This is a genomic window from Hydrogenophaga sp., assembly GCF_051860785.1.
Lineage (GTDB): Bacteria > Pseudomonadota > Gammaproteobacteria > Burkholderiales > Burkholderiaceae_C > Hydrogenophaga.
Genome location: NZ_JBIMLB010000013.1, coordinates 38,761 through 56,164, shown reverse-complemented (window position 1 = coordinate 56,164; position 17,404 = coordinate 38,761). Strand labels below are relative to the sequence as shown.

Annotated in this window: 13 protein-coding genes and 1 tRNA gene; 1 reads left to right on the top strand and 13 read right to left on the bottom strand. The window is 63.8% G+C overall.

The annotated features are described in order from the left end of the window. Position 1 precedes the first annotated feature (1 nt). Both ACTIF6_RS17070 and ACTIF6_RS17065 read right to left on the bottom strand, forming a co-directional pair. Entirely contained in the window at positions 2 to 1,840 is a 1,839-nt protein-coding gene (locus ACTIF6_RS17070) for a DUF1800 domain-containing protein (RefSeq protein ID WP_439589122.1), read from the bottom strand. 238 nt (positions 1,841 to 2,078) lie between these two features. Next, positions 2,079 to 3,095, bottom strand: coding sequence for a porin (locus tag ACTIF6_RS17065; protein WP_439589121.1), 1,017 nt, complete (start codon positions 3,093 to 3,095; stop codon positions 2,079 to 2,081). A gap of 214 nt (positions 3,096 to 3,309) precedes the next feature. Here ACTIF6_RS17065 and ACTIF6_RS17060 point away from each other — a divergent pair, with 214 nt between their 5' ends. After that, positions 3,310 to 4,557: an NAD(P)/FAD-dependent oxidoreductase gene (locus ACTIF6_RS17060; RefSeq protein WP_439589120.1), complete on the top strand. Its 1,248-nt coding sequence runs from the start codon at positions 3,310 to 3,312 to the stop codon at positions 4,555 to 4,557. Positions 4,558 to 4,613: 56 nt separating this feature from the next. On the opposite strand, the gene ACTIF6_RS17055 is transcribed toward ACTIF6_RS17060, so the two are convergent. The 11 genes from ACTIF6_RS17055 to dctP all read right to left on the bottom strand — a co-directional run bounded on the left by ACTIF6_RS17055 (position 4,614) and on the right by dctP (position 17,361). Beyond that, a tRNA-Thr gene (locus tag ACTIF6_RS17055) sits at positions 4,614 to 4,689 on the bottom strand. A gap of 11 nt (positions 4,690 to 4,700) precedes the next feature. Next, the gene (locus tag ACTIF6_RS17050; protein ID WP_439589119.1) at positions 4,701 to 5,708 is read right to left on the bottom strand and encodes a class 1 fructose-bisphosphatase; all 1,008 of its coding nucleotides are present in this window, start codon (positions 5,706 to 5,708) and stop codon (positions 4,701 to 4,703) included. Positions 5,709 to 5,720: 12 nt separating this feature from the next. After that, positions 5,721 to 8,417 (bottom strand): aminopeptidase N, encoded by a 2,697-nt coding sequence (gene pepN / locus ACTIF6_RS17045; protein ID WP_439589118.1) that lies wholly within the window; start codon positions 8,415 to 8,417, stop codon positions 5,721 to 5,723. Positions 8,418 to 8,526: 109 nt separating this feature from the next. Next, positions 8,527 to 9,631 (bottom strand): peptide chain release factor 2 gene (gene prfB, locus ACTIF6_RS17040; protein ID WP_439589117.1). Its coding sequence is split into 2 segments (ribosomal slippage): positions 8,527 to 9,549 and positions 9,551 to 9,631, totalling 1,104 coding nucleotides; the frame shifts between segments, so codons are not numbered across the junction. Positions 9,632 to 9,697: 66 nt separating this feature from the next. Continuing rightward, positions 9,698 to 10,264, bottom strand: a complete 567-nt coding sequence (locus ACTIF6_RS17035) for a hypothetical protein (protein ID WP_439589116.1) — start codon at positions 10,262 to 10,264, stop codon at positions 9,698 to 9,700. A gap of 69 nt (positions 10,265 to 10,333) precedes the next feature. Then, positions 10,334 to 11,239 (bottom strand): NAD(P)-dependent oxidoreductase, encoded by a 906-nt coding sequence (locus ACTIF6_RS17030; RefSeq protein ID WP_439589115.1) that lies wholly within the window; start codon positions 11,237 to 11,239, stop codon positions 10,334 to 10,336. After that, positions 11,232 to 12,992 carry a thiamine pyrophosphate-binding protein gene (locus tag ACTIF6_RS17025; RefSeq protein WP_439589114.1) on the bottom strand — a complete coding sequence of 587 codons (1,761 nt, stop codon included), beginning with the start codon at positions 12,990 to 12,992 and terminating at the stop codon, positions 11,232 to 11,234. The genes ACTIF6_RS17030 and ACTIF6_RS17025 overlap by 8 nt, the downstream gene beginning before the upstream one ends. Before the next feature lie 9 nt (positions 12,993 to 13,001). Then, entirely contained in the window at positions 13,002 to 14,402 is a 1,401-nt protein-coding gene (locus tag ACTIF6_RS17020) for an amidase (RefSeq protein ID WP_439589113.1), read from the bottom strand. Continuing rightward, entirely contained in the window at positions 14,399 to 15,694 is a 1,296-nt protein-coding gene (locus tag ACTIF6_RS17015) for a TRAP transporter large permease (protein WP_439589112.1), read from the bottom strand. The genes ACTIF6_RS17020 and ACTIF6_RS17015 overlap by 4 nt, the downstream gene beginning before the upstream one ends. Beyond that, positions 15,691 to 16,230: a TRAP transporter small permease subunit gene (locus ACTIF6_RS17010; RefSeq protein ID WP_439589111.1), complete on the bottom strand. Its 540-nt coding sequence runs from the start codon at positions 16,228 to 16,230 to the stop codon at positions 15,691 to 15,693. Before ACTIF6_RS17010 ends, ACTIF6_RS17015 begins: the two co-directional genes overlap by 4 nt. 51 nt (positions 16,231 to 16,281) lie before the next feature. Next, on the bottom strand, positions 16,282 to 17,361 hold the full coding sequence (gene dctP / locus ACTIF6_RS17005; protein WP_439589110.1) for a TRAP transporter substrate-binding protein DctP: 1,080 nt from the start codon (positions 17,359 to 17,361) through the stop codon (positions 16,282 to 16,284). Positions 17,362 to 17,404 lie beyond the last annotated feature (43 nt).

Here is a 17,404-nt window from a genome sequence, read left to right as displayed (position 1 = left end):
CTTACTTCTGGACGATGTATTCGGCCGAGGCCATGATCATCAGGATGGCAGCGGCGATGCGATCAAGCTTGATCTCCTCGCTGCTCGCGGTGGTGACGGGCGAGGCCTCCAATGCGGTCACCATCACCTGCTTGTTGGCACTGGAGAGCTGGTTTGCGCACAGCACCAACGAAAGGTGATTGACCAAGGCCGTGGCGTCTGTCACCAGTGACAGCTCCTGCTGGTAGTCGGGGACGATGTCGAACACCCAATTGGTTGATCCCAGCGTCAAGTGTGTCTGGTTGGGGTCGGCTACGTTCATCCCGTTTCGGATATAGAACGCCATGACGTTGATGTAGTTGCAAACGGTGATCTCGTTGATCAACTGGAACTCGGGTGAGGTTGCTCCCAACGCCGAAAGTGCGGTACCAGGCGGCACATAACCGGGCCGAAAGAAGTTGAACACGGAGGGGGCGCGCAATGGACCCTGGGCAAGTTCCGTTTGCAATGTGCCACCGCGGAATTTCCAGGAGCCAGCGATCGATGTGACTCCAAAGGTGCGTGCCCACTGGATGAAGCGCACCATGGGCTCGCGCAGTTTGCCGAACGTGGGGCTTTGCAAAGACTGCGCACCGAGCGCTTCTTCGTCCAGCAGGATGGCCGCCCACACAGCACGCAGGTCGCCGCGCACACCAGACCCGTTGTCGTTGAACTTGGAGGCCACCCGAGCTACATAGGATGGACTCGGATTTCCCGTCACCAGTCGCTGGATCATCTGGCGCGAGAAGAATGGACCCACGTTGGGGTGGTTGAACAAGGTGTCCATTGCAATGCGAAGCGCTTCCAGCCCGGGGGTGTTCGCTGGGACCGTGACACCCAGAAAGGTTGCTTCCAGATTGGAGTGACGGCTGGCATTCAAAGCCATGGGTTTGCAAGCGAAGTCTTTCGACCAGTAGTAGCGATTCAGCACGGGATCGATGAAGCCTTGCCCGTCGGAGAGGTCAAGATCCCAGCCGGTGAACACACGGGCAAGATTCGTGACGTCGTCTTGAGTGTAGGTATCCACAGGCTGCCCGTTGCCATCGGTCTTGGGCGTTCCATCCAGGTTCAGCTCGTGCACGCCCAAGCTGAACAACTGCATCACTTCGCGCGCATAGTTTTCGTCCGGCATGCGCCCGGTGGCAGGGTCCTCCTTCTGGTTACCTCTCGTGTTGAGGAACACGCCCATGGCTGGGTGCAGGGTGACGTCCTCCAGCAATTGACGAAAGTTGCCGGATGCGTTGCGCATGAGCATGTCCCACCAGTCCGCATAGGCATGGCTGTACCAGGTAAAGGAAGTGTTCACAAAGGAGGCGACGAACAACTCCGACAGCGCCAACGCCATGCGCTTGCGCATCATGTCCGGGCCACTGAGCAACTGGTTTCCGATCATGTAATCGATCGGGTAGAACTGAAGAAAGTACTGGTGGCTGTCCACGACGCCGTAGCCGCGTGCTTCCAACCAATCCCATCCTGTAATGCCGCTTCTGGGGCTAGTGATCTGATTGGTCAGCCACTGCGTGTAGCCGACGGCACGAAGATCGCTGATTTCCTGGGTCGTTGAGGAAAACTGCGCTCGCTGTAGAAAGCGCGCCGCCTCGGCATCGGTATGCGGCCCGGTGATAACGGTGCCCGGACCTGGACCGGGGTCTGTGCCAGGGCCAGAGCCAGTGCCGGGGCTGTCGCCCCCACCCCCGCCTCCGCAAGCCGCAAGCATGGTGCTCAGGGCAATCGAGATTGGGATTGCCAATCCCGATGCATGTGTATCGGCAACTGCAGTTTCAAGGGGGGCGCGTGCTTCGGTATCCATCTTGGCTTTCATTTCAGCTGCTTCGTTTTGACGCAATGCGGCATCAGCACGGCGCAACGCATTGGGCTGGTGGAGACAGTAGCGGCATCTGTTGCGAGCGGAGGGGTATGGAATGTGCGTAGGGCTGGGTAGAACGAGGTGCTCCAATCGAGCCATCTGTGACAGTCTTGGTGCGCAGCGCACGTAAAAAAACCCGCCACCTGTGAAGGTGGCGGGTTTGAACAACCTTGGAAATCGCTGCCGCGAAGGATCAGAAGTCGTGGCGAACACCCACGGCGTAAAGGCGGCGTTCGCGTGCCGTGGCACCCGCACCATTCTCCACATCGCCATCCATCAGGCCACCATACAGGCGGGTCCGTTTGGACAGCGCGTACGTGGCGCCCAGCGCAAAGGCCTTGCCTTCGCCGGTGGTCACCCCGTTGAGTTTTGACTTGCCGCTGGCAAAGCCGGCAGACACGTCGAAGCTGCCCAGGGGAACGGTCACGCCGAAGGAGTAGTCGCGGTCTTCCAGGCCGTTGGACTGATCGGTGATCTGGTACTGGCCTGAAACGCGAACCACGTCAAAGTTGTAGGACGCCGCCAGCACGGTGAAGTTGCGGTCGAGCGTCGCGGTGGCGTTCTTCTGGTCCTGGTAGGCGAGGCCCACGTCCAGCGGGCCGCTGCGGTAGCGCAGATTCAGAGCCGTGATCTCGGAGTTGGTCGTGACCGGGGCCACGTTTTCGTCGAAGGCGTAGCCCACGCTGCCGCTGAAGCCACCGAAGCTGGGCGAGTCGTAGCGAACCATGTTGCTCGGGCGGCTGGTGAAATCGCTCACGCCCGATGCGGTGCCCACCGCACCGCTCAGGTAAGCGATCTTGGTCGGCGTGAACTCCGAGTCGTACAGGTTGTTCGACACGCCCATGTCGTAGATGTCCTTGTAAGGGCTGTCCATCAGGCCCAGGCGCACGGCGCCGAAGCCACCGCTGAGCCCCACCCAGGAGGCGCGACCGAACCGCAGACCTGCGGCAGTGCCGTCGTCCACCGTCAAGGCGCTTTCGAGCTGGAAGTTGGCCTTGAGACCGCCACCCAGGTCTTCGGTGCCACGAAAGCCGAGGCGGCTGGTGGTCAGGTTGCCGCTGAACAGTTGCGTGGTGCTGGTGGTGTCGACCTTGTTGCTGCCGACCGATGCGTCCATGCGGCCGTAGATGGTGACGGTGGACTGGGCCGATGCGTTGCCCGCGGCGGCCAGGGTGGCCAGTGCGGCCAGAGCGATGAGGCTCTTCTTCATGTGAATGCTCCGATGAAAGGGATGCAGGGCTGGACGCCCCTGCTTCCTGCACCATGCAGGAAGTGGTATCCATTTCATCGAGGCGCGGCGAATGCTTCGTGACACATGGCCGCCACAACGGGGTTTGCCCTGAGATACCACACATGACCCTGCAGGTCGCTCAGCCTGTCATCACCATGCCATCAAAATCGTAGCAACTAGAATGCCTTGCACCATGACACATGACATCATCGTTCTCGGCGCGGGCATGGTGGGCGTGGGCTGTGCGCTCCACCTGCAGGCCAGAGGCCAGACCGTTGCGATGGTGGACCGGCGCGCGCCAGGCCTTGAAACCTCCTACGGGAACGCGGGCATCATCCAGCGCGAGGCCATCGAACCTTACGCGTTGCCGCGCGACCTCGGTTTCCTGCTGTCAGGTGCCACCAACCGGCGCGTCGACGTGCGTTACCACGCGGCCGATGCCGCCCGCATGCTGGGGCCGCTGTGGTCGTACTACCGGAACTCCGCACCCGGTCCCTTCCACAAGATCTCCGCCGAGTACGAAACCCTGATCGCGTTGTCGCTGGAGACGCACCAGAAACTGATGAACGAAGCCGATGCGAACGATCTGATCGCGGGGCAGGGCTATCTCATGCTCTACCGCACCGAGCGCGAGCTGGACAGCTTCTTCCGGGTTGCCGACGAACGCGCGCGGCATGGCGTGCACCACGTCAAACTCACCGGTGCCGACGTGGCACGAGAAGAACCGTCGCTCCGGGGTCGCTTCGCCGGTGCGGTTCGCTGGACCGACCCCGTGGCCATCCGCAGCCCGGGCGATCTGGTGCAGCGCTATGCGCAACTCTTCGGACGGCGGGGCGGCGACACGCACCTGGGCGATGCCATGACCCTGCGCCGGAGCGACTCGGGTGGCTGGCAGGTGGACACGGCGAATGGCCAGACGCTGGCAGCGAGCCAAGTCGTCGTCGCGCTGGGCCCCTGGAGCGTGCAGCTCACCTCACGCTTTGGCTACACCGCGCCCGTCATTCCCAAGCGCGGTTACCACATGCACTACGCGCCCATGCCCGGCCAGCCCCTGAACAGCACCGTCATCGACGCCGAATACGGCTACGTCATCGCACCCATGCAGAAGGGCCTGCGTCTCACCACCGGTGCCGAACTCGCCAACGTGGATGCCCCACGCACGTCAACGCAGATCGACGCTGCCGAAAAGATCGCCCGCCAGAGCTTTCCACTCGGGCAGCGCGTCGACCCCGAACCCTGGATGGGCACGCGCCCCTGCATGCCGGATATGAAACCGGTCTTCGGCGCGGTGCCCTCAGTGCCCGGCATGTGGTGCGCCTTTGGGCACGGTCACCAGGGATTCACCTTGGGACCGGTGACCGGGGAGATGCTGGCCGCGATGATGACCGGGGCGACACCTCGCGTGGATGTCAGGCCGTTTTCGCCGGAGCGGTTCGGGTAGCGCTGGCTCGCGAAGAAAAACCCCGCACACCATGACAGCGTGCGGGGTTTTGAATGTGGTGCCGGAGAGATGAATCGAACACCCGACCTTCTCATTACGAATGAGCTGCTCTACCGACTGAGCTACACCGGCAACGCCCGAGATTATAGCCCGGTGTGATAACCGGTTACCCGGTCGACCTCGTTCTTCGAGCCCAGGATCACGCTCACGCGCTCGTGCAGCTTGCCGGGCTGGATGTCGAGAATGCGTTCCTTGCCGTTCGTGGCGGCGCCGCCGGCCTGTTCGACCAGCCATCCCATGGGGTTGGCCTCGTACATCAGGCGCAGCTTGCCGGGCTTGTTGGGTTCACGCCTGTCCCATGGGTACATGAAGATGCCGCCGCGCGTGAGGATGCGGTGCACGTCGGCCACCATGCTGGCGATCCAGCGCATGTTGAAGTCCTTGCCGCGCGGGCCGTCCTTGCCGGCCAGGCATTCGTCCACGTAGCGCTTCACGGGCTCGTCCCAGTGGCGCATGTTGCTCATGTTGATGGCGAATTCCCTGGTGTCGGCCGGAATCTGCACGTTCTCTTTCGTGAGCACGAAGGAGCCTTGCTCGCGGTCCAGCGTGAACATGGCCACGCCATCGCCCACGGTGAGCACCAGGGTGGTTTGCGGGCCATACACGCAGTAGCCGGCGGCCACCTGCTGCGCACCGCGCTGCAGGAAGTCCTGTTCGCTGACGCCGGTGCTGCCTTCCGGCTTCTTGAGCACGCTGAAGATGGTGCCGATGCTGACGTTGACATCGATGTTGGACGAGCCGTCGAGCGGATCGAACAGCAGCAGGTATTCGCCTTGCGGATAGCGATTGGGCACCACGTAGATGCTGTCCATTTCCTCGCTGGCCATGGCCGCGAGGTGGCCGCCCCACTCGTTGGCCTCGATCAGCACTTCGTTGGCAATGATGTCGAGCTGCTTCTGCACTTCGCCCTGCACGTTCTCGGTGCTGGCCACGCCGAGCACACCGCCGAGGTCGCCCTTGTTCACGGCCTGGCTGATGCTCTTGCAGGCGCGGGCCACCACTTCGAGCAGCAGGCGCAACTGGGAAGGGATGTGGCCGTCGACGCGCTGTTGTTCGACGAGGTATCGGGTGAGGGAGATGCGTTTGGACATGGTGGCTTTCGTTCAGTCAGCGAGCGATCGGGTGACCACCTCGCGCAAGTCGTTGCTCAGGTCGGGCTTGGCGGCCACGCGGGCGATGGCTTCGCGGGCCGCGCTGCGGTAGGGTTCGGCGAGCTTCTTCCAGCGGTCCAGCGCGCGGGCGAGGCGGGCGGCCACCTGGGGGTTGAAGGCGTCGAGTTCGACCACGCGATCGCTCCAGAATCGGTAGCCCGCCGCGTCGGCCCGGTGAAAGGCACCGGGGTTGGCACTGCAGAAGCTGAAGATGACGCTGCGCGCGCGGTTGGGATTCTTGAGATTGAAGTCCGGGTGGGTCAGCAACTGGCGCACTGCAGGCAGCACGTTGCCACCGCGATCGCTCGCGCCGGCCTGCAGGGCGAACCACTTGTCGATGACAAGCGCTTCATGCCGGAACAGGGCATGGAAATGTTCCAGCGCTTGCCGCGCGAGGGCGTGTTCGCTCGTCACGAGGGCGGTGAGGGCGTTGAAGCGGTCGGTCATGTTGGCCGCGACCTGGAAGTGGTGCCAGGCCTTTTCGGGCCAGCCCGGTCGCGCATCGTCGCGCGAAGCCAGGCACAACATGATGAGTGCCAGACCGGCCAGCGCGCGGCGGCCGGTGCTGCGGGGGTCGGGGCGGTAGGAACCGTTGTCCTTGTGGTTTTCGAATGCCCAGACCCAGTCGTCCTGCAAGGCGCTGGCGAGTTGGGCGCGCATGGCTTCGCGCACGGCGTGCACGCGCTGCGGGTCCACCTCTGCCAGCTGTTCTGAGATATAGGTTTCACTGGGCAGGGTGAGCACGAGTTCCTTGAAGGCGGCATCCAGCTGGTGGTGCCGCAACACATCGCGCATCGCGCCAAGGAAGGCGCCATCCAGAGGCTCGTGGGTCACCGGACCATCGGCCAGGATGGCCTTGAGCGCGCGGCGCAACGCGAGGCGCTGGCCCGCTTCCCAGCGGTTGAACGGGTCGGTGTCGTGCGCCAGCAATGTCATGAGCTCGGCGTCGGTGTAGGAACAGTCGAGCACCACCGGCGCCGAGAAGCCCCGCAGCAATGACAGCACGGGCGCGGCTTCGAGGCCGACGAAGGTAAAACTCTCGCTCGTCTGCGTGAGCACGAAGGTGCGGCTACCGGTCTCGGGCTGGCTCCAGTGCGCCAGTTGCAGCGGCAGCTCCGCACCCTGCGTGTCGAGCAGGCCGAGCGAGACCGGGATCACGAAGGGTTCCTTGATGGCCTGGCCAGGCGTGGGCGTGCAACTCTGGGTGAGCGTGAGCGTGAAGCTGCGCGTGTCGGCGTCGTAGCGGCCTTCGGCGAGCACGTGGGGCGTGCCGGCCTGGCTGTACCAGCGTTTGAACTGCGGCAGCCGGCGGGCGAGCTCGGTGTCGGGGTTCGCGTCGGCGATGGCCTGGGCGAAATCGTCGCATGTGACGGCCTGGCCATCGTGTCGCTCGAAATAGAGCTTCATGCCTCTTGCGAAGCCGGCGCGTCCCACCAGGGTCTGCATCATGCGCACCACCTCGGCGCCTTTTTCGTAGACCGTGACGGTGTAGAAGTTGTTGATCTCGGCGTAGCTGTCGGGCCGTACCGGATGGGCCATGGGGCCGGCATCTTCAGGGAATTGCGCGGTACGCAGCACGCGCACATCTTCAATGCGCTTGACCGCGCGCGCCGACGGTTCGGCGCACAGGTCCATGCTGAATTCCTGGTCGCGGAAAACGGTCAGGCCTTCCTTCAAACTGAGCTGGAACCAGTCGCGGCAGGTGACGCGGTTGCCGGTCCAGTTGTGGAAGTACTCGTGGCCCACCACCGACTCGATGTTGGCGAAATCGGTGTCGGTGGCAGTGGCAGCGTTGGCCAGCACGTACTTCGTGTTGAAGATATTGAGGCCCTTGTTCTCCATCGCGCCCATGTTGAAGTCGGCGGTGGCCACGATCATGAAGCGCTCGAGATCGAGCGGTAGGCCGAAGCGGGCTTCGTCCCAGGCCACGCTGGCGATCAGCGAGTTCATGGCGTGCTCGGTCTTGTCCATGTCGCCCGGGCGCACGTAGACCTGCAGAAGGTGCTGGTTGCCGCTGCGGGCGGTGATGCGCTGCTCGCGCGCCACCAGTTGGCCGGCAACAAGCGCGAACAGATAACACGGCTTCTTGTGCGGATCGACCCATCTGGCGAAATGCCGGCCATCGGGCAATGCGCCTTCCTCCACGAGGTTGCCGTTGGAGAGCAGCACCGGGTACTTCGCCTTGTCGGCGCGCAGCGTCACCGTGTAGCTGGCCATCACGTCCGGGCGGTCCAGGAAGTAGGTGATGCGCCGGAAACCCTCGGCTTCGCACTGCGTGAAGAAGGTGCCCTGGCTCACGTACAGGCCCATCAACTGCGTGTTCTTCTCGGGCGCACAGGTGGTGAAGATTTCCAGATCGAAGGGTTCGGGGCCTTCGGGCAGGCTCTCCAGCACGAGCTGTACGCCATCGATCTTGAAAGAACAACCGGCGCCATTGACCAGCACGCGTGCCAGATTCAAATCCTCCCCGTCCAGCTTCAGTGCCTGGGCCGGCACGTCCGGGTTGCGGCGCAGGCGCATCTTGTTGAGCACGCGCGTCTTGGCGGCATCCAGATCGAAGCACAGATCCACCGTTTCGATCCAGTAAGCAGGGGCCGCGTAGTCTTCGCGGCGAACCACGGTGGTGGGGCCTTCGCGCAGTGAGCTCATGCAGGTTCCTTGTATTGGGAAGTCGCTCCGCCGCCGGGCCGCCCCAAGGCGGAGCAGCCCCCTCGGGGGGCAGCGACCCGCGCAGCGGTGGAGCGTGGGGGCCTCATGCCTAGACCCCTTGTTTAAGGGAAGCTTCGATGAAAGGATCGAGGTCGCCGTCAAGCACTTTCTGCGTGGCGGAGATCTCGACGTTGGTGCGCAGGTCCTTGATGCGACTGTTGTCCAGCACGTAGGAACGGATTTGATGGCCCCAGCCCACGTCGGTCTTGGTGTCCTCGAGCTTCTGCTGCTCTTCCTGGCGCTTGCGCAGTTCGTGGTCGTACAGGCGCGAGCGCAGGCGTTTCCACGCCACGTCGCGGTTGCTGTGCTGGCTGCGGCCGTCCTGGCACTGCACCACGATGCCGGTCGGGATGTGCGTGAGTCGCACGGCCGAGTCGGTCTTGTTGATGTGCTGGCCACCCGCGCCGCTGGCACGGTAGGTGTCCACGCGCACGTCGGCCGGGTTGATGTCGATCTCGATCGAGTCGTCGATCTCGGGGTAGACGAAGATCGATGCGAACGAGGTGTGGCGCCCCCCAGAAGAATCGAACGGGCTCTTGCGCACCAGGCGGTGCACGCCGGTCTCGGTGCGCAGCAGGCCGAAGGCGTATTCGCCCTCCACCTTGATGGTGGCGCTCTTGATGCCGGCGGTGTCGCCCTCGGTTTCGTCTTCCAGCGTGGTCTTGAAGCCCTTGCGTTCCGCATAGCGCAGGTACTGGCGCAGCAGCATGCTGGCCCAGTCACAGGCTTCGGTGCCCCCGGCGCCGGCCTGGATGTCGACAAAGCAGTTCAGTGGGTCGGCCGGGTTGTTGAACATGCGGCGGAATTCGAGCTTCTCCACCTCGGCCGCCAGCTTGGCCGCTTCGGCTTCGATGGTGAGCAGGCCGGCGTCGTCGCCATCCTCGCTCGACATCTCGAACAGCTCGGTGTTGTCAGAGAGTTCGCTCGTGAGCCGGTCCAGCACCAGCACCACGTCCTCCAGCGACTTCTTTTCGCGGCCCAGGTCCTGGGCACGCTTGGGGTCGTTCCAGACTGTGGGATCCTCCAGCGCGGACTCGACCTCTTTCAGCTTCGATGCTTTGGCATCGTAGTCAAAGATACCTCCGGAGCTCGGCCACCCGGGTGGTCAGGTCTTCGAGCTTGCTGCGGATGGTGTTGCTGCGTTCGGCGTCCATGGGTCTTTTCCTGCGGTGCGTGAATCAAAACCGCGATTTTCTCATGGCGGGCTGCCCAGTGCCCGATCAGAAGCGCCAGGTGGCGCCCAGCATGAAGGCAGCGGTGCCGAGGAGCTGGACTTCCACGGTGGCGCTGGGTGAGAGGCGGTAGCCGATGGCGGGGATGATGGCGGGCGCAAAGCCACCCACGTTGAGCGGGACCTTGTTCTTGTATTTCCCAACGTAGCCGTAGATGATGCCGGCAGTGGCCGAGACGTAGATCTGCGGATGGCTGGGCAACAAGCCGGGCCAGGTCTTGCCGATGTAGGCATAGGCCGAAGGTTGGCCGAAAGAGTTGTTGAACAGGCTGAAGCCGCAGAAGCGGTCGTTGGGCAGCAGGCGGCTCAGGCTGAGGGCGTAGACCTGCCTGTGTTCTTCATCGTAGGACCAGTGGTGGGTGTAGGGTGAGAAGAAGAGTTGGTACTTCTCGCCTGCGCTGTCAGCCGGCTGGTCGAAGCCGGGGCAAAGCGTCTCCTGCATGCGACCAGCGGCATGAACGGGGCCGGTGAGTGCGGCGCACAAAAGCGCGGCGCACAGCCCGGGGCCAAGTGCGTGTTTTTTCTTCAGGAGCATGGCGCCCAAGTATGCATGCATGTGACCCTGCAGCGGGTAGCTTCCTGAAACATCCCGTACATCGGTTGGCCGCGGTCTGAATTCAATCGCTCATCGTAACTTCAGACCCAGGTAGTCATCCACCAGCGTGGTGTCGCTCCGTCCGCCATGTCCAGCCTCCACCGCCGCTGTCAGCAAGGTGTGAACGCTGCGTGCGATCAACGGGTCGAGCCCCAGTTGTGCCGCGGTGTCGATGGCGATCTGCAGGTCCTTTCGAAGGGTGTCGATCGTGACATGCACCGCATGATCGCCATCGGCTATGCGGGGTGCCCGCTTTTCGAAGATGCGCGAACTGCCTGCGCTGTGGGTGATCACTTCAATCAACTGCGCCGGGTTCACGCCGGCCAGCGCGGTCAGCGCCATGGCTTCGCTGGTCAGCGCCGAATGCGCCGCCACCAGCAACTGATTGATCATCTTCACCGTGGAGCCTGCGCCGGGAGGGCCGACGGCGTAGACGCGCTGCGTGCAGGCATCGAGCGCAAAGCCTGCCGCGGCCAGCGCCTCGGGTGCTGCGCCGCAGATGGCGACGAGGTTGCCGTCTTCGGCGCCTGTGGCGCCACCACTCACCGGGCCATCAATGAAGGCGATGCCCCGCGCACCCAGTTTCTCGGCCAACTGCCTGGCGTAAGCCGGCGACACCGTGCTGCCCAGCCAGGCCACGCATCCGCGGGGCATGCCGTCTGCTGCGCCGGATTCTCCGAAAAACACGCGATCGACCTGCGTGGACTCGTGCACCATCACCAGCAGCACTTCGGCGTCTCGAGCGGCCATGGCGGGCGAATCGCACGCCTTTCCACCCAATGCCACAAAACGTGCGAGTGAGGTCTGGTCCACATCGAAGCCCGTCACCGAGTGACCGGCCTCCAGCAGGCGCAGCGCCATCGCCCCGCCCATCTTGCCCAGCCCGATCACCGCAGCTCGGCGTCGCGCACCGGGTGTCGGGGCAGATTCACGCAATGCGGTCACCCTTCTTGATTACCGCCGCGCGGCTGTCCACACCGGGCAACATCTTGGCGGGATCGCGAGTGACCACCACGTCCAGCACCACCGGACCTTTGGTCTTGAGGGCCTGGCGCAGGGCGGACTCCAGCTCGGCCGGGTCTTCGACGCGGATGCCGGTGCAATCGAAAGCTTGAGCCACCTTGGCGAAGTTCACTTCGTTGAGATCCGCGCTGATGTGTTTCCCCGGGCCGTAGACCAGGTGCTGCAAGGCTTTGACGTACCCGGACGCGGCATTGTTGACCACGATGATGGTGAAGTCCAGCTTCAGCCTTGCAGCGGTCTCCAGATCGCCCAGCACCATGCAGAAGCCACTGTCACCAGTCAGGCTGAACACGGGACGCCCTGGCGCCGCGAGCGATGCACCGATCGCACCCGGCAAGCCGTAGCCGATGGACGCGAATCCGCGGTCGGGCACAAACCCCCGGCCGGCTCGCTTGGTGTCATACAGCAGGCCGGCCCAGTGTGCGGCAAAGCCCCCGTCGGCGACCAGAATGCCGTCTTCCGGAAGCACCTTGTTGATCTCCGTGATCAGGCGTGCAACGGAGATGGGCTTTTCTTCCGAATAGAGCCGGGCAGAGACTTCGTCGCGCCAGCCAGACATGAGGCGCGGCACGCTGTCGGCCAGCGACTGCAGCCTCGCCTTCAACGCCGGGGCTTGCAGACCGAGCGCGGCGTGCAGGTCCTGCAGACCCAGCTTCACGTCGCCCCACAACATCACCTCGGGCTGCAAGGTGCGACCGAACTCTTCCGCAACAATGTCCAGGTGAATGATGGTCTTCCCGGGGGAGGGTACGGTGTAGCGCTTGGTGGCGATTTCGCCGAGCTTGCAACCGACCACCAACACGACGTCGCTGGCCTCGATGAGCTTGTTGGCGATGCGGTCATAGCGACCGAAGAGACCCGCGCTGAGCGGGTCTACGCAGGGAATGGCGCCCTTGCCGGTGAGCGTGTGGGCCACCGGTATGTTGGTGGCACGTGCGAAGTCTGTCAGGGCCTGGGCGGCGCCGGACAAATGGACTCCTCCCCCCGCCAGGATGATCGGGTGGTTTGCGGCCGCCAGCAGTTCGACAGCACGCGCAATCGAAGCGCCGTCGGGCCGGCTGCGCAATGCCGGGGCACTTTCATACACGGCGTTTACCGTGAACTCTTCCTCCGCGAAGTCGTGGGTGTCGTGCATGATGTCTTCGGGGACGTCCACCACCACTGGGCCCGGCCGTCCCGTGGTGGCCACCGCGAAGGCACGTCGCATCAGCTCGGGTATGCGCTTGATGGACTCCACACGGATGAGCTCCTTGCACATGGGTCGCAGCACTTCCACCTGACGGCTTTCCTGGGTCATGTTCTTCCAGGAATGGTCGCGGTGGGTGTCGCCGACCACGCACACCACCGGTGAGCCTGCATTCAATGCTTCGGCCAGGGCCGTGAGCATGTTGGTCGCACCGGGACCCACAGTGGCATCCGCCAGTCCGACACGGCCACTGACTTTGGCGTAGGCATCGGCCACGAAGACCGCGTTGCGTTCGTCGTGGATCAGGTGGTGAGGCATGTTCAGCTTGCGGGCGGCCTCGTACAGGGGCAGCACCTGGAAGCCACCCATGCCGAACATGGGGCCGCCTCCGAACGCGCGGATCATGCGTGCGACGGCCTCGCCGCCGGACATGGCGGTGGTGATGGGTGTTGTCTCGGCGTCTTGTCGGGCTTGTGTCATGGATGGAATTCAGTGATCGGAAGGACGTGCACGATGAAAATTCGTGAGCGACTGGAACGCTGCGCCGGCGCGCAGCAGAAGGCCTTCATGGAAGGCGGGTGCCACCAACTGCACGGAAATCGGCAAGCCCTCGGGTGAAAGGCCGCAAGGCAGGGCAATGGCGCTCAGTCCGTAGTAGCCGACGAAGCGGGTGAGGCGGCTCGGGGACAGATCGTTTTCGTCGAGCGCGTCGAGCGGTCGAGCCGTGATGGGCAGGGTCGGCAGCACCAGCAGGTCGGTGTGGTCGAACACGCGCGCGAAAGCCTGGCTGCGCAGCTCGCGGCTGCGCAGCGCTTGCACATACCGCTGCGCCGAAATGGTGGCGCCGCTCATCAGGCGCGCCCGGGATGCGGAGTCGCCCGCTGGCGGTTCATCCGCCAGCAGCCGGCCATGTGCGGCGTGGGCTTCGCTCGAGATGATCACACCTGTCTCGGCCTGATCAGCGACGAAATCGATGCCCGCGAACGCCTCATCCCGGCGCTGCCAGCCCAACGACTGCATCACGCACACGGCCTCCTGCACCGCGACCCGCACCCAGGGATCCACATCACCCAGGATGTCGTCAGGTGCCATGCTGATGCGCAAGCCTTTGAGAGGTTCGCCCATGCGCGAGATGAAGTCTTCAGGCGCGTGATTCAAGGTGGCCGGGTCTTGCGGGTCAGGGCCATGCATGGCCTGCAGGAGAAGCGCCGCGTCATGCGCGGACCACGCCATGGGCCCCACCGTGTCCAGCGTGTGACTGACCAGATCGAAACCGTGGTTGCTGACCCTGCCTTGCGTTGTCTTCAGGCCGGTGAGCCCGCAGAACGCAGAAGGAATGCGCACCGAGCCACCCGTGTCTGTACCGATGGCCGCAGCGGCGAGGCCGGCTGAGACCGCCACCGCCGATCCGCTGCTGGATCCGCCCACGCAGCGCGCGCGCTGGGAATCCCAGGGATTGACGGGCGATTGCAGGCCCGCATTCGTTCCCCACCCGCCATAGGCAAACTCCACCAGATTGGCCTTGCCCAGCACCACGGCACCGGCAGCCATCAGCCTGTTCGCCACGGTGGCGGTGATGGCGCTCGGCGCACGTTGTGCATGCACGGTCGAGCCGGAGGTCGTGCGGCGGCCCTGGATGTGAATCAGGTCCTTCAGGGCCAGGGGCACGCCTTCGAGGATGCCGACCGGGAGACCACTGGCCAGGCGTTGCTCGCTGGCCTGCGCCTGGCGCATCGCGCCTTCAGAAAACACCTCGAGGTACGCGTGCAGACGTGGATTGTGGTTGGCGATCCGATCCAGATAGGAGCGGGTCACCTCCACCGGAGATAGCTCGCCTTTTCCGAATGCATGGCGCAGTTCGGAGGCGCTCATGCGCAACAGGTCGGTCATGGCAAAGCGATCGTCACGATCTGGGGAAAGAAGATCATCAGGGCGATCAGACCCAGTTCCATGAAGATGAAGGGAATCACGCCACGAAAGATCTGTCCCAGTTGCAGGCCGGGCACCGAGCCCTGCACCACGAACACGTTGATGCCTACCGGCGGTGTCACTGCGCCGATCTCCACCAGCTTGGTCACGAAGATGCCGAAGAGCACCGGGTTGATGCCGGCCGCTTCGATGATGGGAAACACCACGGGCATGGTGATGAAGATCATCGAAATGCCGTCGATCAGGCAACCCAGGATGAGGTACGGGATGATCAGCAGCAGCAAGAGCACCGTGGGCGAAAGGTTCAGCCCGGTCACGGCATTGGCCAGTTCGCTGGGCAACTGCGTCGTGCCCAGTGCAACGCTGAACACCGCAGAGGCAATCATCAGCAGAAAGATCGATGCGGTGCTGGAGCCGGTTTCGACCAGGCCTTTCCAGATCGAGCCTTTCTGGCCCTTGCGCATGAGCGCGAAGATCAGGGCGAGCGCGGCACCGATGCCGGCGGCTTCCGTGGCGGTTGCCACGCCGGTGTAGATGCAGCCGATCACCACCAGGAACAGCACCACGACTTCCCACGCCGCCGCCGTGGCGCGACCGCGTTCGGCCCACGTGGCCTTCGGGATGCGCGTGCGACGCACCAGTTCGGGGTCGCGCTTGACCATGAAGTAGATGCCGAACGCATACACGATGGCAGTGAGCACGCCGGGAATCAGCGCACCGATGAAAAGGTCGCTCACCGACACGTTGGTGGCGATCGAATAGATCACCAGGATGCCGCTGGGCGGGATCAGGATGCCCAGCGCGCCGGCGATGGCCACGGGTCCGGCGGCCATGCGCTGGTTGTAGCCAGCCCGCAGCATCTCGGGGATGGTGACCTTGGAGATGGTGGCGGCGGTGGCCACGCTCGATCCGCACACCGTGGCAAAGCCGGCGCATGCGAAGACCGTGGCAATGGGCAGGCCGCCCGCGACGTGCCCGACCCAGCTCTTGGCGGCCTTGTAGGCCTTTTCAGAGAGCCCGGCCGAGAATGCGAAGTGCCCCATCAGGATGAACAGGGGAATCACGATCAGCGCCAGGTTGGCCACGCTGGTGTAGGGCAGGCTCTCGAGCAGGAATTCGGTGCCGCGCACGCCACGAATGGCGAACAGGCCCGTCGCGCCCACCGACAGCAGGCAAAGGGCAACGGGCAGGCCCATTGCCAACAGGAGGATCACGGCAGCCACCATCAGGTAGCCAATTTCCAGGGGAGTCATAGGGCGCCTGCGGATTCTTGCGAGCCGCTGTGCGCGGCGTTGGGAAGGTATTGCGGATTCATGATGGCGTCGGTCATGTCCATGAGGAACTGCACGGTCAGGAGGATGAGCCCGACCGCCACGACGATCTTGGCGGGCCAGATCGGGTACTCAACGACTGCATAGGACTGCTCCCGGGCCAGCGTGGACGACACCGCGCCGACCGTCGCGTACCAGGAGAACACGCCACATATCAGCGCCGAAAGCGCGTGCCGTCCGATCCATAGCCATCGCACCGTGCTTCGGCTCACCACGGAATCCAGCACCCCCACGTGGAAATGCTCCTTGCGCACCTGCGCTGTGGACAGGGCCAGGTAGACGATGAGGACCAGCAGGAAGATGCCGGTCTCCGACATGCCGTACACCGCTTCACCAAAGAAGCTGCGCGCGATCAGGTCGGGCACCACGGTGAGCATCAACAAGGCGGTTCCCGCGCCCGCGATGGCGCCCAGCAGAAGACTGAGGCGCCGGATGGCGCCCGAAATGCGTAGGTACACGATGGATCTCCTGGCTCTCCCGCGGTGGGGAGAGCCGTTCAGGACGAGGGCTTACTTCTTCGACAGCTGGTCGAAGCCGGTGACGTAGGGGTGCTGCGCCTCGTACTTGCGCGTCAGGGTGGTGAAGCGGTCGATGAGTTGCTGCGGATCCTTGATGCGCGGGCGTGCGGTGTCCATCCACTTCTTCTGAACTTCTGGCTGCGCCACGGCTTGCCAGCGCTTGACCTCGGCTTCATCCATGGCCACGTAGGTCATCTTCGAGCCGCGGGCCAGTTGTACCGCGCGCTCCAGTTCGACCTTGTAGGCGTCGAAATACTTGCCTGGCACTTCTGCAGCCACTTCCTCGATCACCCGCTGGCTGGCCGCGTCGAGCGACTTCCAGGTGTCCAGGTTGATGGACCAGGTGACCGGGGTGTACACGCCCATGCGGCCCGCGTGGGAGGCATAGGGCGCCATGTCGAAGACCTTGGTGACCACTGCCTGGTTGAATGGCGTGCCACTGACGCCTTCAGCGCCACCGCGCTGCACGAGTTCAAGGGCCTCGACCCAGGGAATGCTGATCGGCGTTCCCCCGAGGGCCTTGATGCCGTCCGCCACGCCGATGATGGCGCGAATGCGCGAACCCTTGAGGTCGGCTGCGGTGCGGATGGGCTTGTTGGTCCACAGCGAGTTTTCGCCGGAGGCCAGCGCCCACAGCAGCTTCTGGTTGTTGCGCTGGTATTCCTGTTGCAGCTCGGGGGTTGTCTTCACCAGTTCGGCGAAGGCGTAAGTCACCGCGATCGGGTTCTCGGAGATGAACGGCATGATCACGCCGGTCAGAGGGAACTCGCGTGGGTTGAACGCGGCAGGCACCGCGGCGGCTACATCGGCTGCGCCCTTCGCCAGGCCGGTGCTCATCTCTGCCGTCTTCAGAAGGGTGCCACCGTAGTAGGGCTGGAAGGTGATGTTGCCATTGGTCCGCTTGCTGACTTCTTCCATGAAGTACTTGGCCGACATCTCGTAGAACTCGTTGGAGCCGTAGAACGTGGCGTAGGTCAGCTTGCGCGGCTGCTGCTGGGCTGCCGCGCTGATGGCGGTGACCGCAAAGGTGGCGATCAGCGCGCCTTTGAAGATTCGTCCGAGAGTTTTCATGGGTGCTTCTTCCAGTAGGTTGCAGGGTGGGGGAAACCAGGGT